This is a genomic window from Achromobacter sp. CSND-B12 (assembly GCF_052906545.1).
The window spans coordinates 3,638,493-3,660,660 of record NZ_JBREGJ010000001.1; the positions used below are offsets into that span (position 1 = coordinate 3,638,493).

20 protein-coding genes are annotated in these 22,168 nt (G+C 68.4%); 9 read left to right on the forward strand and 11 right to left on the reverse strand.

Annotated features, from left to right (window positions below):
- Positions 1–45 precede the first annotated feature (45 nt).
- Complete coding sequence (locus tag ACUTAG_RS17115; protein ID WP_020925358.1) at positions 46–864, forward strand: helix-turn-helix transcriptional regulator; 819 nt, start codon at positions 46–48, stop codon at positions 862–864.
- Positions 865–1,062: 198 nt separating this feature from the next.
- Here the strand turns inward: ACUTAG_RS17115 and mutY are convergent, their stop codons facing one another.
- Positions 1,063–2,139, reverse strand: a complete 1,077-nt coding sequence (mutY, locus tag ACUTAG_RS17120) for an A/G-specific adenine glycosylase (protein ID WP_020925357.1) — start codon at positions 2,137–2,139, stop codon at positions 1,063–1,065.
- Between the two features lie 170 nt (positions 2,140–2,309).
- Between mutY and ACUTAG_RS17125 the strand changes: the two genes are divergently transcribed.
- The gene (locus ACUTAG_RS17125) at positions 2,310–5,921 is read left to right on the forward strand and encodes an indolepyruvate ferredoxin oxidoreductase family protein (RefSeq protein ID WP_148317646.1); all 3,612 of its coding nucleotides are present in this window, start codon (positions 2,310–2,312) and stop codon (positions 5,919–5,921) included.
- Between the two features lie 109 nt (positions 5,922–6,030).
- On the opposite strand, the gene ACUTAG_RS17130 is transcribed toward ACUTAG_RS17125, so the two are convergent.
- Positions 6,031–6,720 (reverse strand): M24 family metallopeptidase, encoded by a 690-nt coding sequence (locus tag ACUTAG_RS17130; protein WP_049055611.1) that lies wholly within the window; start codon positions 6,718–6,720, stop codon positions 6,031–6,033.
- Positions 6,721–7,013: 293 nt separating this feature from the next.
- Between ACUTAG_RS17130 and ACUTAG_RS17135 the strand changes: the two genes are divergently transcribed.
- Positions 7,014–7,985 carry a GlxA family transcriptional regulator gene (locus ACUTAG_RS17135; protein ID WP_020925353.1) on the forward strand — a complete coding sequence of 324 codons (972 nt, stop codon included), beginning with the start codon at positions 7,014–7,016 and terminating at the stop codon, positions 7,983–7,985.
- Between the two features lie 12 nt (positions 7,986–7,997).
- Here ACUTAG_RS17135 and cheD read toward each other — a convergent pair whose 3' ends face one another.
- From cheD to ACUTAG_RS17150, 3 genes are all read right to left on the reverse strand, one after another.
- A complete protein-coding gene (gene cheD / locus ACUTAG_RS17140; RefSeq protein WP_006386899.1) occupies positions 7,998–8,774 on the reverse strand; it encodes a chemoreceptor glutamine deamidase CheD in 777 nt (258 codons plus the stop codon).
- A gap of 416 nt (positions 8,775–9,190) precedes the next feature.
- The gene (locus ACUTAG_RS17145; RefSeq protein ID WP_054498455.1) at positions 9,191–10,099 is read right to left on the reverse strand and encodes a cell division protein FtsX; all 909 of its coding nucleotides are present in this window, start codon (positions 10,097–10,099) and stop codon (positions 9,191–9,193) included.
- Positions 10,096–10,809, reverse strand: coding sequence for a cell division ATP-binding protein FtsE (locus tag ACUTAG_RS17150; protein WP_006386903.1), 714 nt, complete (start codon positions 10,807–10,809; stop codon positions 10,096–10,098). Before ACUTAG_RS17150 ends, ACUTAG_RS17145 begins: the two co-directional genes overlap by 4 nt.
- A 315-nt stretch (positions 10,810–11,124) precedes the next feature.
- On the opposite strand from ACUTAG_RS17150, the gene ACUTAG_RS17155 reads away from it, so the two are divergent.
- From ACUTAG_RS17155 to ACUTAG_RS17175, 5 genes are all read left to right on the forward strand, one after another.
- Positions 11,125–12,141 carry an amino acid ABC transporter substrate-binding protein gene (locus tag ACUTAG_RS17155; protein ID WP_020925350.1) on the forward strand — a complete coding sequence of 339 codons (1,017 nt, stop codon included), beginning with the start codon at positions 11,125–11,127 and terminating at the stop codon, positions 12,139–12,141.
- A gap of 127 nt (positions 12,142–12,268) precedes the next feature.
- A complete protein-coding gene (locus ACUTAG_RS17160; protein WP_053497546.1) occupies positions 12,269–13,459 on the forward strand; it encodes an amino acid ABC transporter permease in 1,191 nt (396 codons plus the stop codon).
- Position 13,460: 1 nt separating this feature from the next.
- Positions 13,461–14,564, forward strand: coding sequence for an amino acid ABC transporter permease (locus tag ACUTAG_RS17165; RefSeq protein ID WP_006386909.1), 1,104 nt, complete (start codon positions 13,461–13,463; stop codon positions 14,562–14,564).
- A gap of 60 nt (positions 14,565–14,624) precedes the next feature.
- Positions 14,625–15,365 (forward strand): amino acid ABC transporter ATP-binding protein, encoded by a 741-nt coding sequence (locus ACUTAG_RS17170; RefSeq protein WP_006386910.1) that lies wholly within the window; start codon positions 14,625–14,627, stop codon positions 15,363–15,365.
- 268 nt (positions 15,366–15,633) lie between these two features.
- The gene (locus ACUTAG_RS17175) at positions 15,634–16,650 is read left to right on the forward strand and encodes a Bug family tripartite tricarboxylate transporter substrate binding protein (RefSeq protein WP_006386911.1); all 1,017 of its coding nucleotides are present in this window, start codon (positions 15,634–15,636) and stop codon (positions 16,648–16,650) included.
- Positions 16,651–16,784: 134 nt separating this feature from the next.
- Here the strand turns inward: ACUTAG_RS17175 and ACUTAG_RS17180 are convergent, their stop codons facing one another.
- Positions 16,785–17,144: a hypothetical protein gene (locus ACUTAG_RS17180; protein WP_148317644.1), complete on the reverse strand. Its 360-nt coding sequence runs from the start codon at positions 17,142–17,144 to the stop codon at positions 16,785–16,787.
- Positions 17,145–17,229: 85 nt separating this feature from the next.
- Here ACUTAG_RS17180 and ACUTAG_RS17185 point away from each other — a divergent pair, with 85 nt between their 5' ends.
- Positions 17,230–17,592 carry a glyoxalase superfamily protein gene (locus ACUTAG_RS17185; RefSeq protein ID WP_006386913.1) on the forward strand — a complete coding sequence of 121 codons (363 nt, stop codon included), beginning with the start codon at positions 17,230–17,232 and terminating at the stop codon, positions 17,590–17,592.
- A 32-nt stretch (positions 17,593–17,624) separates the two neighbouring features.
- Here the strand turns inward: ACUTAG_RS17185 and ACUTAG_RS17190 are convergent, their stop codons facing one another.
- Genes ACUTAG_RS17190 through ACUTAG_RS17210 form a run of 5 tightly spaced genes read right to left on the reverse strand, consistent with a single transcriptional unit; the run spans position 17,625 to position 22,146 of the window.
- Positions 17,625–18,317: an ABC transporter ATP-binding protein gene (locus ACUTAG_RS17190; RefSeq protein ID WP_006386914.1), complete on the reverse strand. Its 693-nt coding sequence runs from the start codon at positions 18,315–18,317 to the stop codon at positions 17,625–17,627.
- Positions 18,317–19,072, reverse strand: coding sequence for an ABC transporter ATP-binding protein (locus ACUTAG_RS17195; RefSeq protein ID WP_020925347.1), 756 nt, complete (start codon positions 19,070–19,072; stop codon positions 18,317–18,319). Before ACUTAG_RS17195 ends, ACUTAG_RS17190 begins: the two co-directional genes overlap by 1 nt.
- The gene (locus ACUTAG_RS17200; protein ID WP_446650251.1) at positions 19,065–20,033 is read right to left on the reverse strand and encodes a branched-chain amino acid ABC transporter permease; all 969 of its coding nucleotides are present in this window, start codon (positions 20,031–20,033) and stop codon (positions 19,065–19,067) included. The genes ACUTAG_RS17195 and ACUTAG_RS17200 overlap by 8 nt, the downstream gene beginning before the upstream one ends.
- A 7-nt stretch (positions 20,034–20,040) precedes the next feature.
- A complete protein-coding gene (locus ACUTAG_RS17205) occupies positions 20,041–20,955 on the reverse strand; it encodes a branched-chain amino acid ABC transporter permease (RefSeq protein ID WP_020925345.1) in 915 nt (304 codons plus the stop codon).
- A 15-nt stretch (positions 20,956–20,970) separates the two neighbouring features.
- Positions 20,971–22,146: an ABC transporter substrate-binding protein gene (locus ACUTAG_RS17210; protein ID WP_148317642.1), complete on the reverse strand. Its 1,176-nt coding sequence runs from the start codon at positions 22,144–22,146 to the stop codon at positions 20,971–20,973.
- Positions 22,147–22,168 lie beyond the last annotated feature (22 nt).

A 22,168-nucleotide genomic window follows, 5' to 3' on the forward strand; every position in this document is an offset into this window, starting at 1 on the left:
GATAGGCGCAGCTTATACACGTACAAGTGCCTCTCTTATCCTGGTATGAACACTTCCCCCCAAGCCGGCGCCGCCGGCCACGAAGGCTCCCGCCTGCGCCGCCAGGCGCTGGGCGAGTTCGTGCGCAGCGCCCGCTCGCGCATCACGCCGCAGATGGCCGGCCTGCCCGAAGGCATGCGTCGCCGCACGCCCGGGCTGAGGCGCGAAGAGGTGGCGCAGCTGTGCGGCATCAGCGTCACCTGGTACACCTGGATCGAGCAGGGGCGCGAGGTGTCGGTATCGCCGTCGGTCTGGTCGCGCATCGCGGGGGTGCTGCAGCTGGCGCGGGCCGAGCGAGCCTATCTGTTCGACCTGGCCGACTGTGCCGACCCGCAGCATGCGCGCGATGACGCGCTGGGGGCGCCGGGTTCGCTGCGCGAGTGCGTGGACGCCATCACCGCGCCGGCCTACGTGCTGGACCGGGCCTGGAACGTGCTGGCCTGTAATGAACCGCTGCGCGAGCTGTTCGACGATTGGCCGACCCGGGATCCGGAGCCGAACCTGCTGCGCTACATCTTTCTCGATCCGGCGGCGCGCGAACTGGTGGTGGACTGGGAGCAGCGCGCGCGGCGCGTGGTGGCTGAGTTCCGGGCCGACGCGGGCGCGCATCTGGACGAGCCGGCGGTGCTGGCGCTGATCGATGCCCTGAACCGGCAGAGTCCCGTGTTCGCGCATTGGTGGAACCGGCACGCGGTGGTCGAGCGCGAGGGCGGCTTGCGTGAATTCGCGCATCCGCGGCGGGGGCGGATGGCGTTCCAGCAGATCACCTTTCGCCTGGCGACGCACCTGGACCTGAAGCTGGTGATGCTGCTGGGGGATGCGTGACGAGTGGGTTCTTGAGGCGCGAGTGACGGGGCAGGCGGTTGTTGGGGCGGGCCGTGTGCTTGGCGTTCTTGCCAGCAATCTTTGAGGCGGAAAGGGTTTGCGGGGTCGCCAAAGGCGGCCGCGCGGGCGGCCTTCTTTGGCGTTTGGGTGTCTGGCGTCGGGGCGGTGACGCTGCGCGTGGGGGGCGGTCGGAGGGCGCTACTTGCTGTTGGCCAGCAGGTCGCCGGGGAGGCCGGCTTCGATCAGGCCCAGCAGGAGTTTCTTGACGGGGGCGGGCAGGGCGGTGTCGGGGAGTTCGGCCTGGGTGACCCAGCGTTCGGGTTGCGTGGGTTGGCGCAGCGAGGCGCTGCGCACGGGCACGTACCAGGGGCGGATGTGCAGGCGGTAGTGGGTGAAGGTGTGGGCGAAGGCGGCGAGTTCGAAGCGCTGTTCGGGGTCCAGGCCGAGGGCGCGGGAGGCGGCCAGGGGGTCGCCGGCGGCGTCGAATTCGGGCAGGCTCCAGAGGCCGCCCCAGATACCGGGTTCGGGGCGTTGCTGCAGCAGGAACGCGCCCTGGTGCTGCAGCACCAGCATCGCGGTCTCGCGTTCCGGAATCGCCTTGCGCGCCTTGGGCGTGGGCAGTTCGGCCTGGCGGCCTTCGCGCCGGGCAACACAGGTATCGGCGACCGGGCAGCGCTCGCAGGCCGGCTTGCCGCGCGTACAGAGGGTGGCGCCCAGGTCCATCAGGCCCTGCGTGTAGGCGGCCATGTCCAGGCCGGGCGCGGCCTCGACCTGGGCGTCGGCCAGGGCCCACAGGCGCTGCTCGATCTCGCGCCTGGCGGGGTCGCCGGCGATGCCGAAGTGACGGGTGAAGACGCGCTTGACGTTGCCGTCCAGGATGGGCGAGCGCTCGCCATAGGCGAAGGCGGCGATGGCGGCGGCGGTGGAGCGGCCGATGCCGGGCAGGGTGGCGATGGCTTCGGCGCTGGGCGGGAAGCGGCCGTTCCAGTCGCGCGCGATCTCCTGGGCGCAGCGGTGCAGGTTGCGGGCGCGGGCGTAGTAGCCCAGGCCGGCCCAGTAGGGCATCACGTCTTCCTGGGCGGCGGCGGCCAGCGCGGCCACGTCGGGAAAGCGCTGCAGGAAGCGTTCGTAGTAGGGGATCACCGTGGCCACCTGCGTCTGCTGCAGCATGATCTCGGAAAGCCAGATGCGGTAGGGATCCCGGGTGTTCTGCCAGGGGAGATCGTGGCGGCCGTGCTGGCGCTGCCAGGCGACGATGCGAGGGGCGAAGTCCATGCCCGCAATTATCGCATCGCCCTATTGCCGGGGGTGGGGCGAGCGGTTACAACCGTAGGACAGAGGCGCATCGAGCGCCCGGAATTCACCTCCCGCCGCTTGCCCGCATGCGCTTCAAGAGGGCGTGGTGCGTTGGCCGCCGCGGGCGTTCCACGACCCTCGGAGTAGACATGAATGGCCCCCTCACGCCCGCGCTGCGCGCGGCGCTCGAATCCGTCCAGCTGGACGACAAATACACCCTGGAAAGCGGCCGCGCCTGGATGAGCGGCATCCATGCCCTGGTGCGCCTGCCGATGATGCAGCGGCTGCGCGACCTGCGCGCGGGGCTGAACACGGCCGGGTTCGTGTCGGGCTACCGGGGCTCGCCGCTGGGCGGAGTCGACCAGAACATGTGGAAGGCGGCCAAGTACCTGAAGGCGCACCATGTCGAGTTCCAGCCGGGTATCAACGAGGACCTGGCGGCCACCGCGGTGTGGGGCACCCAGCAGGTCAACCTGTTCCCCGGCGCCAAGTACGACGGTGTGTTCGGCATGTGGTACGGCAAGGGGCCGGGCGTGGACCGCTGCGGCGACGTGTTCAAGCACGCCAACGCCGCCGGCACCTCGCCGCACGGCGGCGTGCTGGTAGTGGCCGGCGACGACCATCCGGCCAAGTCGTCGACGCTGCCGCACCAGAGCGACCACATTCTCAAGGCCTGCATGATCCCGGCGCTGTTCCCCTCCAGCGTGCAGGAGGTGCTGGACTACGGCCTGCATGGCTGGGCCATGAGCCGCTATGCCGGCGTCTGGGTCGGCATGAAGTGCATCACCGACATCGTCGAGGTGTCGGCCTCGGTGGACGTGGATCCCTACCGCGTGCAGATCGTGCTGCCCGAGGATTTCCGGCTGCCGCCGGACGGCCTTAACATCCGCATCCCGGACACGCCCCTGCAGCAGGAGGCGCGGCTGCTGGACTACAAGCTGTACGCGGCGCTGGCCTACGCCCGCGCCAACAATCTGAACCGCGAGCTGTGGCAGGTGCCGGCGCGCGACGCGCGCTTCGGCATCATGACCTCGGGCAAGGCCTACCTGGATACGCGCCAGGCGCTGTCCGACCTGGGGCTGAGCGAGGCGGTGTGCCAGCGCATCGGCCTGCGGCTGTTCAAGGTTGGCATGGTGTGGCCGCTGGAGTCCACCGGCATGGCGCGCTTCGCCGATGGCCTGGACGAGATCCTGGTGGTCGAGGAAAAGCGCCAGGTGCTCGAATACCAGTTGAAGGAGGAACTGTTCAGCTGGATCGGCAGCGGCAAGAAGATCCCGCGCGTGGTCGGCAAGTTCGACGACAAGGATGGCGGCGAATGGGCGGTGCCGCAGGGCAACTGGTTGCTGCCGGCGCACTACGAGTTTTCGCCGGCGATGGTGGCCAAGGCCATCGCCGCGCGCCTGTTGCGCTTCGAATTGCCGGACGACGTGCGCGCCGGCATCGAGGCGCGGCTGGCCTTCATCGCCGATCGCGAACAGGCGCTGGCGCGCCCGCGCGTGGTGGAAGACCGCAAGCCGTGGTTCTGTTCGGGCTGTCCGCACAATACCTCGACGCGGGTGCCGGAAGGCTCGCGCGGCATGGCCGGCATCGGCTGCCACTACATGGTGACCTGGATGGGCCGCAACACGCAGGTGTACACGCAGATGGGCGGAGAGGGCGTGCCGTGGCTGGGGCAGGCGCCGTTCACCGAGGAAAAGCACGTGTTCGCCAACCTCGGCGACGGCACCTACTTCCATTCGGGCTTGCTGGCGATCCGCGCGGCGGTGGCGGCCAAGGCGCCGATCACCTACAAGATCCTGTTCAACGACGCGGTGGCCATGACCGGCGGGCAGCCGGTCGACGGCCCCATCAGCGTGCCGATGATCAGCCGCCAGGTGGCGGCCGAAGGCATCGACAAGATCGTGGTGGTGACCGACGAGCCGGAGAAATACCAGGGCATGGCCGGCATGGCGCCGGGCGTGCCGGTCAGGCATCGCGACGAGCTGGACGCGGTGATGCGCGAACTGCGCGAACACCCCGGCGTGTCGGTACTGATCTACGACCAGACCTGTGCCACCGAGAAGCGCCGCCGCCGCAAGCGCGGCGCCTATCCCGACCCGGCGCGGCGCGTGGTCATCAACGAACGCGTGTGCGAAGGCTGTGGCGATTGTTCGCAGAAATCGCATTGCCTGTCGGTGGAGCCGCTGGAGACCGAGTTCGGGCGCAAGCGCGCCATCAACCAGTCCAGCTGCAACAAGGACTTCTCCTGTCTGAAGGGCTTCTGCCCCAGCTTCGTCACGGTGGAGGGCGGCAAGCTGCGCAAGCCGCGCGCGCTGGCGCCGGAAGGCGCGGTCGACGACGACGTGCCGCAACCGGCGTTGCCGGCGCTGGCGCAGGCCTATGGCGTCTTCATCGCCGGCGTGGGCGGCACCGGCGTGGTCACCATCGGCCAGTTGCTGGGCATGGCCGCGCACCTGGAAGGCAAGGGCTGTTCGGTGCTGGACATGGCCGGCCTGGCGCAGAAGGGCGGCGCGGTGTATTCGCACGTGGTGCTGGCGCAGACGCCGGACCACCTGATGAACACCCGCGTGGCGATGGGCGAGGCCGACCTGATGCTGGCCGGCGACCTGGTGGTGGCCACCAGCGCCGACGCCATGGCGCGGCTGCGGCCGGGCCGCTCGCGCGCGCTGCTCAATAGCGACACCGCGCCTACCGCGGCGTTCGTGACCAACCCCGACTGGACGCTGCCGGGCGCCAACCTGACGGCCGACCTGCAGGCCGCCTGCGGCAAGGACAACCTGCACACGGTGGATGCGTCGGCGCTGGCGGTGGGGCTGCTGGGCGACGCCATCTATTCCAATCCCCTGATGATGGGCTACGCCTACCAGAAGGGCTGGCTGCCGCTGTCGCGCGAGTCGTTGCTGCGCGCCATCGAGCTGAACGGGCAGCAGGTGCCCAACAACCTGGCCGCCTTCGCCTGGGGGCGCCGCGCCGCGCATGACCTGGCCGGCGTCACGCGTCTTCTGGCCAATGGCGGCGTGCCGGCGCATCCGGACGGCATCATCGAGATCCGCCGTCCGCGCGCGGCCAGTCCGGTGGTGGAACTGAAGAAACCGGCCGGCGAACTGGAGCGCGTGGTCGAGGCGCGCCGCGCGTTCCTGACGCAGTACCAGGACGCCGCCTACGCCAGGCTGTACACCGACCTGGTGGACAAGGTGGCGCACGCCGAGCACGAGGCCACCGGCACCCAGCGCCTGGCGCTGGCGGTGGCGCGCTACTACTTCAAGCTGCTGGCCTACAAGGACGAATACGAGGTGGCGCGCCTGTACACGGACGGGGAATTCCTCAAGCGCATCGGCGAGCAGTTCGAGGGCGACTGGAAGCTGCGCTTCCATCTGGCGCCGCCGCTGTTCGCGCGTCGCGGCGCCGACGGCCACCTGGTCAAGAAGGCCTATGGCCCCGGCATGCTGCGGGTGTTCCGCCTGCTGGCGCGCATGAAGCGCCTGCGCGGCACGCGTTTCGATCCGTTCGGCTACACCCGCGAGCGCCGCGCCGAGCGCGAGCTGGCGCGCGAGTACCGCGAGACGTTGAGCGCCATCCTGTCCAAGCTCAATCGCGGCAACCTGGATCGCGCCGTGGCGCTGGCCAGCGTGCCGGAGGAGATCCGCGGCTATGGCCACGTGAAGGAGGCGGCGATGGAAAAGGCCGCGGCGCGGCGCGAGGCCCTGCTCAAGGATTTCACCGCCAGCGTGGTGTCGATCGGCGGCGCGCGGGCGGCGTAACGGGGTGGGACGGCGGGGGGGCGGGACGGCGGCCGGCGCGGCGCATGACGGCCGGTCGGGCCCGCCGCGCGGGTGCCGGGCGCATGCGCGCCGGTGCCCCGCGCGGCCTTCACGCGGGATAGTGGGCGTCGTCCAGCAGCATGTCCTCGAAGAATGCGCCATAGCGGCCCTGCGGATCGCGCAGGTGGATTTCCAGGATCCAGCGCATCTCCGACGGGCTGATGGCCAGGTCGGCGAGCGAGCCGGTGTGGATCGCCGCGTGCGGGAAGTCGGACACGCGGTGGCCGGGCAGGTCGAAGTTCAGTTCCCAGCCCATGGCGCGCGCCTGGCGGTCGGCGTAGGCGTACAGCGCCTGGCCGCTCAGCCGCTGGCGCAGCCAGACGCCGCGCACGTCATGGAACAGCGCCTCGGCGTCGCGGGCGCAGCGCGCCTGCCGCGCGTCGTCGCCCACCACATAGCTCTTGCCGCCATCGCCTTCCCAGGCGTCCAGGCGCGGCGCGATGTCGAGGAAGAAGATGTCGTGTTCGCCCAGCACCGCGCCGGGCGTGGAGGCCTGGCGCATGGCCTTCATGGTGTTGGCGCCGAAGCGCACGCGCGTGGGATGCCAGCTGAGCGCCATTCCGGCGTCGATCAACGTCTGTTTGGCGAGGGCGACGGCGTCTTCCTCGATCATGCCGGGCCGGATGCGGGCGGCGATGTCCTCGATGGCCTGGCGCGTCTTGTTGCGGGCCAGCAGCATGCCGTCGACCGAGAAGGCCGGGCCGACGCGTTCGCTGGGATCGGAATGAGGGGGGTGCATGAGGCGGTTTCCTTGCGTGGCAAGCCCGGGAAGGGCGGTACGGAAAGTCTGGGCGCGCCCGCGGTCACGGACCAGCGGCGGATGGGGCGGATTGCGGCCAGGGTGGCGCGCGCGGCGGCCAACCCGGGCGGTGGCGGCGGATGGCGGCCGCGCTGGCGCGGATTGCGGCCAAGGCAAGGACAGCGCGGTGGACACCGCTGTCGTTGCGCTAAGGTAGCGTGTGTTGGCGGCGCGCCGTCGCCATGCCTGCGCCGCGCGGCCGCGCGGCGTCGGCTTCCCGGTTATCCGATCCCATGAAATCCGTCGCCATTCTCGTTTTTCCCGGCGTGCAGTCGCTGGACGTCAGCGGGCCGCTGGACGTGTTCGCCGAGGCCAACCGCTTCCTGTTGCCCGCCAGCCAGTACCGGATGGAACTGATCGGCCTGACGCGTGGCGCGGTGCCCTGCTCCAACGGCATGCTGCTGGTCCCGCAGCGTCACTACGCGGAGGTCGACGAGGCGCCCGACCTGCTGCTGGTCGCGGGCGGGCCGGACCTGCCGGCGGCGCGCGAACCGGACGAAGGCCTGGCCTGGCTGCGCGCGGCCTGTGCGCGCGCCGGCCGTTACGGCGCGATCTGCAACGGTATCTTCCTGTTGGCTCGGGCAGGCCTGCCTGCCGGCGCCATCGTGACCACGCACTGGAACGATGCGCAGGCGCTGGCGGCGCGCTATCCGGAGCTGCGGGTCGAGCCCGACCGGCTCTACGTGCGGGATGGCCGGCTGCACACCTCGGCGGGCGTGACCGCCGGCATCGACCTGGCGCTGTCCCTGGTGGCGCAGGACCACGGGCCCGACGTGGCGCTGAACGTGGCCAAGCGGCTGGTGGTGTTCATGCAGCGCGCCGGCGGCCAGTCGCAGTTCAGCCCCTTCCTCACGCCGTTCGTCGAAGAGACGTCGGCGGTGGCGCAGGTGCAGCAGCACGTGCTGGGCCATCTGGCCGACGACCTGGGCGTGGCGGCGCTGGCAGCGGTGGCCAACATGAGCCGCCGCAATTTCGCGCGGGTGTTCCTGCGCGATGCCGGCGTCACGCCGGCGGAGTTCGTCGAGAGCGCGCGGCTGGATGCGGCCCGCGCGCGGCTGGAGCGCGAGTCCGCGCCGCTCAAGACCGTGGCCTTTCATTGCGGCTTTCGCGATGCCCGCCACCTGCGCGAGGTGTTCCAGCGGCGGCTGGGCGTGTCGCCCAGCCAATACCGCGCCAGCTTCGGCCGCCCGGGCGGCGCGGGCTGAGGCGGCGCGGCCTCAGCCGCCGGCGGTTTCCGGCTTGCGGCGGCGGGTGACGCCGGTGTCGAACCGTTCCACGCCGGGACGCGCGGCGGGACGATCGAAACGCTCCACGCCGGGACGATCGAAACGCTCCACGCCCGGGCGCGCCGCGGGCCGGTCGAAGCGTTCGACGCCGGGCCGCGCGAAGCGTTCAACGCGCGGCGGGCTGTGGGTCTTGGCCTGCACGCTCTCGGCGGCGGCCTGTTCGCGCTTGGCGATGATTTCTTCGGCGCGCTGGTGGTGCGGCGCCATCTTGCGCACCATCACGCGGCCGTCGCGCGGGAAATAGTTGATGCGGCGCGCATGCACGTCGCCCAGGTCCTGCGCCTTGACCGGGATGCCTTCGGTGCGCAGGTAGTTCAGCACGAACTGGCCGTTGCGCTCGCCGATGTTCATCTGCTGCATGGCCGACAGCACCGCGCCGCCGCCGAACACCTTGGCTTCGAGGCGGTCGCGCACCGCGCCGGCCTTGAGCAGTTCGTTGATCAGCACTTCCATGGCGAAGGCGCCGTAGCGCATGGTGGCCGAGGCCGGCGACTGCATGTCGCCTTCGGGCAGCATGAAATGGTTCATGCCGCCGACCCCGGTGACGGGGTCGTGGATGCAGGCGGCCACACACGACCCCAGCACGGTCGAGATCATGATGTCTTCGTCGGTGACGTAGTACTCGTTGGGGAGTACTTTCACCGCCTGGGACTGGAACGCGCTATCGAAATAATGGCGCGTCGCGCGGGCTTCAAGACGGGCGACCATGGGGCGTAATCAAGGGCAGGAACAACGATTGGGACACGAAGACAGGGCTCGGTGGAACAATAAACGTTTCAAAATATGTAGAAAAATGTCGCTTTATTCTTGCACATCTGGCCTGTAATGGGGGGAAAACCTGTGTAACCGCAACTTTGTTATGTCCCTGAAAAATATGGCCGTTTGTCCGCCGGCCTGGCGTTTCGGCGCCATTCCTGGCGCGGCCCCCCGGGGACCGCAGGGCGGCCCGTGACACGGGACAGACGCCATGCGAACACTGGCCAGAGAAGGCCGCGGAGAGCAGGTGATGCCATCGTACCCATGGCGGGCGCGGCCGTTCCCCGGATCACGGGGACGAAGGGGGGCTATACGTGGCTTTAGGCAGGCCGGTCTTCAGGAAAATCGGACGAAGACCGGTGCCCTTTTCAGAATCGCGTGCTGCGCGTCACGGACCAGCGCGCCGACAGCGCGCCCAGGGCGGCCGAGGCGACGATGGCCGCCAGCAGCACCGGCGCGCCGGGCAGATGCAGCGCGAATTCCGCCCCGTAGCTGCGCGCCAGGCCGAGCAGGGCGTTGTTCAGCGGCGACAGCGCCACCGCCGCCACGCCGATGGCCAACAGCGAGGCCAGGGCGCCGGACAGCGCGCCCAGGTACAGGAAGGGCCGCCGCACGAACGACTCGGTGGCGCCCACCAGGCGCGCCACGGCGATTTCCTCGCGCTGCGACAGGGCCTGCATGCGCACCGTGTTGAACACCGTGGCCAGCACCACCACCGCCACGCAGGCGGCCAGGAAGCCCAGGCCGATGCGGGCGAAGCGCAGGATGGCTTCGAGCCGTTGGACCCAGGCGCTGTCCAGCTGCACCAGGTCGACCTGATCCCATTGTTTCCAGGCCTGCGCCAGCTTGTCGGCGCGGCCGGCCAGGTCTTCGCCGTCGGCCAGCGTCACCACCACCGCGTCGGGCAGCGGATTGCCGGGCAGCACGGCCAGCGCCTGTTGCCAGGCAGGATTGGCGCGCAGGTCGGCCAGGGCGTCGTCGCGGCCGACCACGCGCACCGCGCGCACGTCGCTGGCGTATTCGCCCTGGATGCGCTTGGCGATGTCGGCGGCGGCGCCGGCGGGCGCATCGACCCGCATGAAGACGGTGACCTCGGGGGTGACGGACATCTGCCGCGCCACCGGCTGCACCGACACCAGGATGGCGCTGCCCAACAGCGGCAGGGCCAGCGCCAGCGCCATCACCAGCAGGTTGGCGAGCGACGAGAACGGCTGCTTGACCAGCCGGCGCAGGGTGACCATGAGGGCATAGCGATGCTGCCGCAGCCAGGCGTTCATGCCGGTTCTCCCGCGATGCCGTGGCCGGCGTCGGCCGGGGGCGTGGCGGCGCCGTGCGAGTCGGCGAACCGGCCCGGGTCGATGCGCAGGGTGCGGGTGGCGTAGCGCGCCATGAGTTCCTGGTCGTGCGAGGCGATCAGCGTGGTGACGCCGACGCGGTTGAAGTCGCGGAACACGTTCATGATGCGCTGCGCGTTGTCGTGGTCGAGGTTGGCGGTGGGTTCGTCGGCGATCAGGATGGCGGGCCGGTTGACGATGGCGCGCGCGATCGCCAGGCGCTGCTGCTCGCCGCCCGACAATTCGATGGGATTGAGGTCTTCCTTGCCCGACAGGCCGACCTTGTCCAGCGCCGCGCGGGCGCGCGCGGCGGCCGAATTCCAGGGATGGCCGGTGACCGCCAGCGGCAGCATCACGTTTTCAAAGGCGCTGCGGTCGAACAGCAGGTGGGTGTCCTGCAGGATCACGCCGACGGCGCGGCGCAGGTAGGGCCGGGCGCGGGCGGGCAGCTTGTCGAGCCGCTGGCCGTTGACCTGGATCGAACCGCGGCTGGCGGGCTCGAGGCCGCCGATCAGCTTGAGCAGGGTGGACTTGCCGGCGCCGGACGGCCCCGACACGAAAACGAACTCTCCCGCGCTCACGCGGAAGTTGATGTCGGCCAGGATATTGCGGCCGCGGCCATACGATTTGAAGACGTGCTGGAATTCGATCATGGCGGCTGTCGGATGAAGCCGCAATAGTAACTCGGGGACAGTAAGCTGGCCTAAAACGGCGTGGCGCCGGCGACGGAAAAAGTGTCCCGATGTGACGGAAATGAATCGGACGAAGTGACCGCCCGGACACGTTTATAGGGCAGGAATAGTGTCCCCGTTTTTATCTCAAAACCCCGTTTGATTTCATCCAGTGTCCCTATATTTCAAGGGAATTCCCGGATGCGGAGGCCGCTTTGCGGACGCTACCATCCGCCCCATGCGTAAAGCCCAACCCGGCCTTGCGTTCGGCTTCGCTACACCCCTACGGAGATCACGATGAAAGTACTGAAACTCGCTGCCATTGGCGCCGCCCTGTTCGCTGCATCCGCGGCTGCCAATGCGGGTGCGACCTTCGATAACGTCAAGAAAAAAGGGTTTGTCCAATGCGGCGTTTCGACCGGTATTCCGGGCTTCTCGATCGCGGACAGCAAGGGTGAATACAAGGGCCTGGACGTGGACCTGTGCCGCGCCATCGCCGCCACCATGTTCGGCGACGCCAGCAAGTTCAAGGTCACGCCGCTGAACACGCAGCAGCGCTTCACCGCCCTGCAATCGGGCGAAGTGGACGTGCTGACCCGCAACACCACCGTCACGCTGACGCGCGACACCACCCTGGGCCTGATCGGCGTGGGCGTGAACTACTACGACAGCCAGGGCGTCATGGTCTCCAAGGACCTGAACGTCAAGAGCGCCAAGGAACTGAACGGCGCCACCATCTGCGTGCAGCCGGGCACCACCACCGAGCTGAACCTGGCCGACTGGTTCCGTGGCCAGAAGATCGAATTCAAGCCCGTCGTGATCGACAAGTACGACGAAATCATCCGCGCCTTCTCGGCCGGCCGTTGCGATGCCTTCACGACCGACAAGTCGCAGCTGGCCTCGACCCGCACCACGCTGGAGAATCCGGACAAGTACATCATCCTGCCGGAAGACTTCTCCAAGGAGCCGCTGGGCCCCATGGTGCGCCAGGGCGACGAGCAGTGGTTCAACGTGGTCCGCTGGTCGCTGAACGCGATGCTGGAAGCCGAGGAATACGGCATCACGTCCAAGAACGTCGATGAAATGACCAAGAGCACCAACCCCAACATCCAGCGCATCCTGGGCGTGACCCCCGGCATGGGCAAGAACCTGGGCGTGGACGACAAGTGGGGCTATAACATCATCAAGCAGGTCGGCAACTACGGCGAAAGCTTCGAAGCCACGCTCGGCAAGAGCAGCGCGATGAAGCTGGACCGCGGCCTGAACGCCAGCTACAAGCAAGGTGGCTTGATGTACGGCTGGCCGGTGCGCTAACACACGGCTGCCCGGCATGGCGCGCGACGCGTGCCATGCCTAGCCCGCCTTCGAGCGGGCGGCAGGAGTGGACGGCGCGGGCCGCAAGGCCCCCGCTGCCCGGTGTCCGACTTCTGTAGATTCATTCATGACGACTTCAAATAAAAACGCCCCGATTTCGGCACCCCCCCGGCGTCTGAACTGGAACGATCCCGGCGTGCGCGCCGTGGTCTATCAAGTGATCGCACTGGCCGCCGTCGCCCTGGCGGTGTGGTTCCTGGTTTCAAACACGCTTCACAACCTGTCCGTGCGCAACATCGCCACGGGCTTCGGTTTCCTGCAACGCGAGGCCGGCTTCGCCATCGGCGAAACGCCCATCGCCTATACCCCCGCCGACACGTATGGCCGCGCCATCTGGGTGGGCCTGCTCAACACGCTGCGCGTGGCCGTGCTCGGCATCGTGCTGGCGACCATCCTCGGCACGCTGATCGGCGTCGGCCGGCTGTCCAAGAACTGGCTCGTCGCCAAGATCACCTCGGTCTACGTCGAAGTGATGCGCAACGTGCCGCTGCTGCTGCAGTTGTTCTTCTGGTATGCGCTGATCACCGAGAACATGCCCGGCCCGCGCCAGGCGCACAACCCGCTGCCGGGCGTGTTCATCTCCAACCGGGGCCTGAAGGTGCCGGCGCTGGAGGGCAACTCGCTCGACTGGATGCTGGCCGGCCTGGGCCTGGCCATCGTCGCCATCCTGTTCCTGGGCCACTGGGGCAAGAAGCGCCAGGAAGCCACCGGCCACGTGTTCCCGCTGGGCCGCGCCGCCATCGGCCTGCTGATCGGCTTGCCGATCGTCGGTTGGCTGGTCAGCGGCGCTTCGCTGACGCTGGACATGCCGGAACTGAAGGGCTTCAACTTCAGCGGAGGCCTGACGCTGTCGCCGGAGTTCGCCGCGCTGCTGGCGGGCCTGGTGATCTACACCTCGGCCTTCATCGCCGAAGTGGTGCGCTCGGGCATCCAGGCGGTCAACAATGGCCAATGGGAAGCCGCCGGGGCCCTGGGCCTGCGCCGCAAGCAGGTGCTGCGCCTGGTGGTGCTGCCGCAGGCGCTGCGCGTGATCATCCCGCCGATGACCAGCCAGTTCCTCAACCTCACCAAGAACAGCTCGCTGGCCGTGGCCATCGGTTACCCGGACATCGTGTCGGTGGTCAACACCACGCTGAACCAGACCGGGCAGGCCATCGAGGGCATTCTCATCATCATGGGCGCGTACCTCACGGTCAGCCTGTCGATCTCGATCTTCATGAACTGGTACAACAAGCGCATTGCGCTGGTGGAGCGTTGATATGAGCAGCACTACGCATACCCCCAGCGAAGGGCTGCCGCCGCCCAAGACCCATGTCGGCGCGTGGGCGTGGCTGCGCTCGCGCCTGTTTTCCTCGCCGCTGAACATCCTGATCACGGTGCTGCTGGCGTGGTTCCTGCTGATGTCGGTGCCGGCGCTGGTCGAGTGGGCCTTCATCAAGGCCAACTTCACCGCCGCCAACGCGCAGGAATGCCGCGCCTCGGTGGGCGGGGCCTGCTGGGCCTTCATCATCGAGAAGCACCGGCTGATCCTGTTCGGCACCTATCCGTACGACGAGCAATGGCGGCCGCTGATCGCGACCATCATCCTGGTCGCGGTGATCGTGTGCAGCGGCATCCGCCGTTTCTGGAACTGGAAGCTCGCCATCATCTGGACCGTCGGCCTGACCGCCGTGGCGATCCTGATGTGGGGCGGCGTGCTGGGCCTGACCTACGTCGAGAACGCGCGCTGGGGCGGCCTGCCGCTGACGCTGATCCTGTCGACGTTCGGCATCGCCTTCGCCTTCCCGATCGGCGTGCTGCTGGCCCTGGGCCGGCGCTCGAAGATGCCGGCCATCAAGGCGCTGTGCGTCGTGTACATCGAGCTGATCCGCGGCGTGCCGCTGATCAGCCTGCTGTTCATGTCGTCGGTGATGCTGCCGCTGTTCCTGCCCGAGGGTTTCTCCATCGACAAGCTGCTGCGCGCGCAGATCGCGATCATCATGTTCGCGGCCGCGTACATCGCCGAAACGGTGCGCGGCGGCCTGCAGGCGATCCCCAAGGGCCAGTACGAAGGCGCCGACTCGCTCGGCCTGAACTACTGGCAGCAGATGCGCAAGATCATCCTGCCGCAGGCGCTCAAGATCGTGATCCCGCCGCTGGTCAGCATCTTCATCGCGCTGTTCAAGGACACGTCGCTGGTGGTGATCATCGGCATCTTCGATCTGACGCTGGCGGCCAAGGCGGCCCTGTCCGACGCGGCATGGCGCGGATTCGGGGTGGAGGCGTATCTGTTCATCTCGCTGATCTACTTCGTCTTCTGCTTCTCCATGTCCAAATACAGCCAGGCGCTGGAAAAACGCCTGGCCACGGGCCACGCACGCTAGAACCTTGCCGCGGGTCCGCCACCGGCGGACCCGCAATGCGATATTTACGGGAGTACAGGCATGTCTGATGCCATCATTCGACTGCAGGACGTGAACAAGTGGTACGGCCAGTTCCACGTGCTGCGCAACATCAACCTGGACGTGGCGCCGGGTGAGCGCATCGTGGTGTGCGGGCCGTCGGGCTCCGGCAAGTCCACCATGATCCGCTGCATCAACCGGCTCGAAGAGCACCAGAAAGGCCACATCATCGTGGACGGCACGGAACTCACCAACGACCTCAAGCACATCGAGACCATCCGCAAGGACGTCGGCATGGTGTTCCAGCACTTCAACCTGTTCCCGCACCTGACGGTGCTGGAGAACCTGACGCTGGGCCCGATGTGGGTCTTGAAGAAGCCGCGCGCCGAAGCCGAGGCCACGGCCATGAAATACCTGGAGCGCGTGCGCATCCCGGACCAGGCCAAGAAATTCCCCGGCCAGCTCTCGGGCGGCCAGCAGCAGCGCGTGGCCATCGCCCGTTCGCTGTGCATGAGCCCCAAGATCATGCTGTTCGATGAGCCGACCTCGGCGCTGGACCCGGAAATGGTCAAGGAAGTGCTGGACGTGATGGTCAACCTGGCCCAGGAGAGCGGCATGACGATGCTGTGCGTGACCCATGAAATGGGCTTCGCGCGCAAGGTCGCCAACCGCGTCATCTTCATGGACCGCGGCGAGATCATCGAACAGAACAGCCCGGACGAGTTCTTCGACAATCCGCAGAACGAGCGCACCAAGCTGTTCCTGAGCCAGATCCTGCATTGAGGCTGGGCGGGCTCCGGCCCGCCGTGCCCGGATCCGAAGCCGCCTTCCCTGGAAGGCGGCTTTTCTTTGGGCGCCGGCCGTTGGCGAGGCGGCGCGAAAGGGAAGGCGCCGAGCACGCCGGGGTGGCCGGCGCACGTTGTTTCCAGTCGGCCGGGGCGCGCCGTTCACGGGAAAAGCGCTCGGTTCTCCTGGTATCCCTTTGTTACGCCGTTCACCCCGCTGCGGTATGCTACCGACCGCCATCGATGCAATGAGAGGAGCAAACCAGATGAAACAGACCCCCCGCGGCGCCATGCGCCGCGTCCTGCTGGGCGGCGCCGCGGCCCTGGCCGCCACGCTGACCCTGGGCGCGCCCGCGCTGGCCCAGACCACCGATTTCCCCACCAAGCCGCTGCGCTTCGTGGTGCCTTACCCGCCCGGCGGCCCGCTCGACACCATGGCCCGCATGCTGGCCGAGAAGGTGCGCGGCTCGCTCGGCCAACCCGTCGTGGTGGAAAACCGCTCGGGCGCCGGCGGCAACATTGGCGCCGACCTGGTGGCCAAGGCCCCGGCCGACGGCTACACGCTGGTGATGGGCGCCGTCGCGACCCACGCCATCAACCCCTGGCTGTTCGCCAACCTGCCCTATGACCCGGTGAAGGATTTCGCCCCGGTCACCATCGTGGCGTCGGTGCCGAACGTGCTGGTGATGAACGTCGAATTTGCCGCCAAGAACAAGATCGAGAAGCTGTCGGACCTGATCGAGTACGCCAAGAAGAATCCGGGCAAGCTGAACTACGGTTCGGGCGGCAACGGCAGCGCTGGCCACCTGTCGGGCGAGCTGCTCAAGGCGCGCGCCGGCATCAACGTCGAGCACATTCCCTACCAGGGCGCGGCCCCGGCGCAATTGGCGCTGCTGTCGGGCCAGTCGGACTTCATGTTCGACAACCTGGCGGCCTCGGCGCCGCTGATCAAGGACGGCAAGGTCAAGGCGCTGGCCGTGACCACCGCCAAGCGTTCGTCGCTGCTGGCCGACGTGCCGACGGTGGAAGAGTCGGGCATCAAGGGCTTCGACCTGGGCACCTGGTTCGGCGTCTTCACGACCGGCGGCACGCCGGCGCCGGTGGTGGCCAAGCTGAACAAGGCCTACTCGGAAGCGATGCAGCAGCCCGACGTCAAGCAGCGCCTGCTGACGATGGGTTCGGAAGCGCCTCCCATGACGCCCGAAGCCTTCGCCGAGTTCGTCAAGAACGAAAAGGCCAAGTACCAGGAGATCGTGAAGATCTCCGGCGCCAGCCTGAACTGAGGCCGGTACGCCTGGCGCGTCCCGTCGGGCACGCGCCGGGCCTGGCGCCGCCCCTGTCCGTCGGGCGGCGCATCCCCCAGCGTATCCTTTGGGCGGCGCGATGGCGGCATCCGCGCTTCATTCGCGCGGTTCGATCATTCGCGCGGCGCGGCCAGCAGGCCGTCCACCAGCCGCGCCAGCAGCTTGCGGTCGGTTTCCAGGTCGGTGCAGCCGTACTGGTCGGCCTCGCGGTTGACCCAGGCGTCATGCGCGCGCCATTGGTCGCCCGCGGCGTCCAGCCGCAGCGCGTAGATCCAGATGCCGGTCCAGCTGCGATGAAAGCGCAGCACGCTATCGTCGAGATAGATGAACCACTTGTCTTCCATTTCCCGTGGGATGCGGCCCTGCCGCAGACGGGCGTACTGGTCGGCCGTGTAGGTGGCCTCAAAGGGCAGCGCGGCGCGCTTCTTCGGCGCAGGCAGGTGTTTCCAGGATGCGGCTTGGGCGTCGGGCATGGCAACCGGTTTGATCTATGCTGGCGGGATGCGCGCACGCTCGGAAGTCCGCGGGCGCGACCCCTCGCATACTAAGGCCAGAATCATGCATTTGTCCCCCGCCATTCCCATCCTGCGCATCTTTTCGGTCGACAAGGCGCGCGAGTTCTACCTGGATTTCCTCGGCTTCGAGTGGGACTGGGAACACCGCTTCGAACCGGGCCTGCCGCTGTACGCGCAGGTGCATCGCGGCGAGCTGGTGCTGCACCTGAGCGAGCACTACGGCGATGCCACGCCGGGCGCGGCCATCTTCGTGCGCGCCACCGGCGTCGACGATTACCAGGCCGAGCTGATCGGCAAGCAATACGGCTACGCGCGGCCCGGCGTCGAGGACGCGCCCTGGGGCCGGCTGCTGAAGGTGACCGACCCGTTCGGCAACCGCCTGACCTTCTGCGAATCGAGCGACTGAGCCCGTCAACCCCGCGGCCAGGGCCGCGCGCCTCACACGCCCAGGTAGCGCTGGGCCAGTTCGGGTTGCGCGGCCAGTTCGGCGGGCGTGCCCTGCCAGGCCACCCGGCCTTTTTCCAGCACGTGGTGGCGGTCGACCAGCGTGGCCATTTCCTTCAGATTCTTGTCGATCACCAGGATGGTCTGGCCTTCGTCCTTCAGGCGCCGCAGGCAGTTCCAGATCTCGTGGCGGATCAGCGGCGCCAGGCCCTCGGTGGCTTCGTCCAGGATCAGCAGGCGTGGGTTGATCAACAGCGCGCGCCCCACCGCCAGCATCTGCTGTTCGCCGCCCGACAGGGTGCGGGCCGACTGGCCGCGCCGTTCCTTCAGGCGCGGAAACAGCTCGAACACGCGATCGATGTGCCAGCCGGGACGGGCCTGGCGCGCGGTGGCGACCAGGTTCTCCTCGACCGACAGCGAACCGAACACGCGCCGGCCCTCGGGCACCAGGCCGATGCCGAGCCGGGCGATGCGGTGCGGCGCCAGGCCCGTGATGGGCTGGCCGTCCAGCAGCACCTGGCCGCCCTGCGCCGGCAGCATGCCCATCAACGTCTTGACGGTGGTGGTCTTGCCCATGCCGTTGCGGCCGATCAGCGACACCACCTGGCGCGGCGCGATGTCCAGGTCGACGCCGAACAGCACCTTGCTGGCGCCGTAGCCGGCCTGCAGTTGCGCGACTTGCAGCATCAGTCTTCCTCCTCGCCCAGATAGGCGGCGCGCACGTCGGGGTGGCGGCGCACCTCGTCGGGCGTGCCGGTGAAGATGGTCTTGCCGTAGACCAGCACGGTGATGCGGTCGGCCAGCGCGAACACCGCGTCCATGTCGTGTTCGACCAGCAGGATGGCGTACTGGCCTTTCAGTTCGCGCAGCAGGTCGGTCATGCGCTGCGATTCCTCGGCGCCCATGCCCGCCATGGGTTCGTCCAGCAACAGCACGGAGGCGTCCAGCGATAGCGCCATGGCCAGTTCCAGCTGCCGTTTTTCGCCATGGGCCAGGGCCGACACGCGCACGCCGGCGCGGTCGGCCAGGCCCACGCGAGCCAAGGCCGCGCGCGCCGGCTCGCGCAGGCGCGCCATGCGGCGCGCATTGCGCCACAGGTTGAAGCCGCCGGGGCTGCGCGCCTGCACCGCCATGGCGACGTTGTCTTCGGCGGTGAACTGCGGGTACAGCTGGCTGATCTGGAACGAGCGCGCCAGCCCGGCCGCCGGCCGTTTGTGCGCGGGCAGGCGGGTGATGTCGCGGCCGTCGAGCAGGATGCGGCCGGCGTCGGGCAGGATCTCGCCGCTGATCTGCGACAGCAGCGTGGTCTTGCCGGCGCCGTTGGGGCCGATCAGTGCATGCAGTTCGCCGGGCCGCAGTTGCAGGTCGACGCCCTGGGTGGCGCGGACCGCGCCAAAGGCTTTGCGCAGGCCCTCGATGGCGAGCTTGGCCGGTTCAGTCATGGTGCGCGCCTCCCGTCAGCCAGCCATAGACCCCGCGCTTGCCGAACAGCACCACCAGCACCAGCACGGGGCCGAGGATCAGCATCCAGTGCTCGGTCCAGGCGGTGGCCAGTTGCTCCAGCCCCAGATAGACGGCCACGCCCAGCACCGGCCCGAAGATCGAGCCCATGCCGCCCAGGATCACCATGGCCATCAGCTCGCCGGACTTCTGCCAGCCGGCCATGTCGGGGCTGACGAACAGCGCGTAGTTGGCCCACAGGGCGCCGGCCAGGCCGGCGCCGGCGGCCGACAGCACGAAGGCGGTCAGGCGGTAGCGCAGCGGCGCCAGACCCAGCCCGGTGCTGCGGCGCGGATTCTGCCGCAGGCTCTGCAGCGCCATGCCGAAGGGCGAGTTGACGATGCGCCGGCACAGCAATACCCATGCCGCCAGCAGCGCCAGGCAGACGTAGTAGAACGTGACCGGTCCGTTCAGGTCCAGGCCGGGCAGCGTGTTGCGCGCGTCGATCGACAGGCCGTCGTCGCCGCCGTAGACCACCAGCCCCACCAGGATGAAGTACAGCATCTGGCCGAAGGCCAGCGTGATCATGATGAACTGCACGCCCGCGGTGCGCAGCGACAGGAAGCCCACCACCAGCCCGGCCAGCGCGGCGCAGGCCACGGCCAGCGGCCACATGACCAGCGCGGCCTGGCCGCCGCTCCAGCCGAACAGCGTATCGCCCTGCGCGAAGTGGTAGCCGGCGATGCCGATCACGTAGCCGCCCAGGCCGAAGAAGGCCGCGTGGCCGAAGCTGACCATGGCGCCGTAGCCCAGGATCAGGTCGAGGCTGACGGCGGCGATGGCGTAGATCAGGAAGCGGGTCATCAGGTTGACCAGGAAGGCTTCGCCGGTGGCCGAGGCCAGCGCCGGCACCAGCGCGAACAGCGCCAGCCCGGCCAGGTTTACGAGGGTTTTTCGGCTCATGGGTTTCCTAGCGAGTCGCCGGCACGAGGCCGCGCGGCTTGAACAGCAGCACGATGGCCATCAGGATGTAGATGCTGGCCGAGACCAGGCTGGAACTGGCCGAGTCCGACAGCTGCGGCGGCAGCAGGCGCGACATCCAGAAGGGGATGTAGGCGCGGCCCAGCGCGTCGGTCATGCCGATCATCAGCGAGCCGGCCAGCGCGCCGCGCACCGAGCCCACGCCGCCGACCACGATGACGACGAAAGTGGTGATGAGGATGCGTTCGCCCATGCCGATCTCCACCGCCAGCAGCGGCGCCGCCATGACGCCGGCGAAGCCGCACAGCAGCGCGCCGAGCGTGAAGATCAGGGTGAACAGGCGCTGGATGTTCACGCCTAGCGCGTCCACCATCTCGCCGTCGTCGGCGCCGGCGCGCACCAGCATGCCGACGCGGGTGCGCGAGATCAGCAGCCACAGGCCCAGCGCCACCAGCACGCCGGCGCCGATGAAGGCCAGCCGCATCACCGGATAGTTCAGGCCGGGCAGCAGCGCCACCGAGCCGGCCAGGAACGGCGGGATGTCCATGAACGGCGGGCTGCGGCCGAACAGCACCGTGACCAGCTCGTTGGTGAACAGCGTCAGCCCGAGCGTGGCCAGCACCTGGTCCAGGTGGTCGCGGCGGTAGAGATGGCGGATAACCAGCAGCTCCACCACCAGCCCGTACAGCGCGGCGCCGGCCAGCGCCGCCAGCACCGCCGCGAAGAACGAGCCGGTGGCTGCCGCCGCGCTGGCGGCGCAGAACGCGCCCACCATGTAGAACGAGCCGTGCGTCAGGTTGATGACGTTCATGATGCCGAACACCAGCGTCAGGCCGGCCGACAACAGGAACAGCAGCGCGCTGTACTGCAGGCCGTTCAGGACTTGCTCCAGGAACATCAGCATGGCGGGCTCCGGAGGCTACATCTTGCAGTCGGCGGCGTGCACGTCGGTATGGTCGCGGGCGATCGCCTTGAGGTTCTTGTAGACCAGCTTGCCATCGGGCCCGGATTCGATGTGCAGCAGGTACCAGTCCTGCACCGGGTGCTGGTTGGGGCCGAACTTGAACTTGCCGCGCACGCTGGGGAAATCGGCGCGGCGCAGCGCCTCGCGGAAGGCGTCGGCCTTGCCGGTGATATCGCCGCCCACGGCCTTCAGGCCCGAGCCGATCAGGTTGGCGGTGTCGTAGGCCTGGGCCGCATAGGCGGTGGGCGCGCGGTTGTAGGCCTTGGTGAAGGCTTCGACGAAGTGCCTGTTCTGCGGATTGTCCAGGTCGGCGCTCCAAAGCGAACTCAGGTAGAAGCCCTTGCCGGCGTTGCCGGTGGCGGCCAGCATGCGTTCGTCCATCGAGTAGATGGGCGTGATCATCTTGATCTTGTCGGCCAGGCCGGAGTTGGCGAACTGCTTGGTCAGGTTGATGCCGGCGCCGCCCGGGTGGAACTGGAAGATGGCGTCCGGGTTGAGCGAGCGGATGCGCGCCAGCTCGACCGAGAAGTCTGCCTGTTCGAGCTTGGTGTAGATCTCGTCGGCGATCTCGCCCTTGTAGGTGCGCTTGAAGCCGGCCACGGCGTCGCGCCCGGCCTGGTAGTTGGGCGCCATCACGACGATGCGCTTGGCGCCCAGTTCGTTGGCGGCGATGCCGGCGGTGTCGGCGTACGAGTCGTTCTGGAACGCCACCGAGAAATAGTTGGGGTTGCAGGCCTTGCCGGCATAGTTGGAGGGGCCGGCGTTCAGGCTGACGTAGAAGCCGCCGGCGTTGAGCACGGTCGGCCCGACCGCGGCCATGACGTTGGAGAAATTGATGCCGGTAAAGAGGCGCACGCCGCCCTGCACCATCTTGTCGGCGATCTGCTTGGCGTTGGCGGGCTTGAGCGCGTCGTCCTCGACCCGCACGTTGACCGGCACCCCGCCCAGCTTGCCGCCGCCTTCCTTGACCGCCAGCATGAAGGCGTCGCGTTCGTCCTCGCCGATGTAGCCAGCGGGGGTGGACAGCGTGCCGATGAAGCCGATGTCCACGGGTTTCTGCTGCGCCTGGACGCCGCCGGCGGCCAGTGCCAGCAGCAGCGCGGCGCCGCCGCGGGTGATGCGTGTCGTCATGGTTGTCTCCTGTGCCTTCTGT

Bases quoted from the DNA above. Each gene is read 5' to 3' on its own strand.
- ACUTAG_RS17160 (WP_053497546.1), top strand. From the start codon at position 12,269: ATGACGACTTCAAATAAAAACGCCCCGATTTCGGCACCCCCCCGGCGT.
- ACUTAG_RS17180 (WP_148317644.1), bottom strand. From the start codon at position 17,144: ATGCCCGACGCCCAAGCCGCATCCTGGAAACACCTGCCTGCGCCGAAG.
- ACUTAG_RS17165 (WP_006386909.1), top strand. From the start codon at position 13,461: ATGAGCAGCACTACGCATACCCCCAGCGAAGGGCTGCCGCCGCCCAAG.
- mutY (WP_020925357.1), bottom strand. From the start codon at position 2,139: ATGGACTTCGCCCCTCGCATCGTCGCCTGGCAGCGCCAGCACGGCCGC.
- ACUTAG_RS17130 (WP_049055611.1), bottom strand. From the start codon at position 6,720: ATGCACCCCCCTCATTCCGATCCCAGCGAACGCGTCGGCCCGGCCTTC.
- ACUTAG_RS17190 (WP_006386914.1), bottom strand. From the start codon at position 18,317: ATGCTGCAAGTCGCGCAACTGCAGGCCGGCTACGGCGCCAGCAAGGTG.
- ACUTAG_RS17205 (WP_020925345.1), bottom strand. From the start codon at position 20,955: ATGCTGATGTTCCTGGAGCAAGTCCTGAACGGCCTGCAGTACAGCGCG.
- ACUTAG_RS17125 (WP_148317646.1), top strand. From the start codon at position 2,310: ATGAATGGCCCCCTCACGCCCGCGCTGCGCGCGGCGCTCGAATCCGTC.
- ACUTAG_RS17145 (WP_054498455.1), bottom strand. From the start codon at position 10,099: ATGAACGCCTGGCTGCGGCAGCATCGCTATGCCCTCATGGTCACCCTG.
- cheD (WP_006386899.1), bottom strand. From the start codon at position 8,774: ATGGTCGCCCGTCTTGAAGCCCGCGCGACGCGCCATTATTTCGATAGC.
- ACUTAG_RS17155 (WP_020925350.1), top strand. From the start codon at position 11,125: ATGAAAGTACTGAAACTCGCTGCCATTGGCGCCGCCCTGTTCGCTGCA.
- ACUTAG_RS17195 (WP_020925347.1), bottom strand. From the start codon at position 19,072: ATGACTGAACCGGCCAAGCTCGCCATCGAGGGCCTGCGCAAAGCCTTT.
- ACUTAG_RS17175 (WP_006386911.1), top strand. From the start codon at position 15,634: ATGAAACAGACCCCCCGCGGCGCCATGCGCCGCGTCCTGCTGGGCGGC.
- ACUTAG_RS17170 (WP_006386910.1), top strand. From the start codon at position 14,625: ATGTCTGATGCCATCATTCGACTGCAGGACGTGAACAAGTGGTACGGC.
- ACUTAG_RS17115 (WP_020925358.1), top strand. From the start codon at position 46: ATGAACACTTCCCCCCAAGCCGGCGCCGCCGGCCACGAAGGCTCCCGC.
- ACUTAG_RS17135 (WP_020925353.1), top strand. From the start codon at position 7,014: ATGAAATCCGTCGCCATTCTCGTTTTTCCCGGCGTGCAGTCGCTGGAC.
- ACUTAG_RS17200 (WP_446650251.1), bottom strand. From the start codon at position 20,033: ATGAGCCGAAAAACCCTCGTAAACCTGGCCGGGCTGGCGCTGTTCGCG.
- ACUTAG_RS17150 (WP_006386903.1), bottom strand. From the start codon at position 10,809: ATGATCGAATTCCAGCACGTCTTCAAATCGTATGGCCGCGGCCGCAAT.
- ACUTAG_RS17185 (WP_006386913.1), top strand. From the start codon at position 17,230: ATGCATTTGTCCCCCGCCATTCCCATCCTGCGCATCTTTTCGGTCGAC.
- ACUTAG_RS17210 (WP_148317642.1), bottom strand. From the start codon at position 22,146: ATGACGACACGCATCACCCGCGGCGGCGCCGCGCTGCTGCTGGCACTG.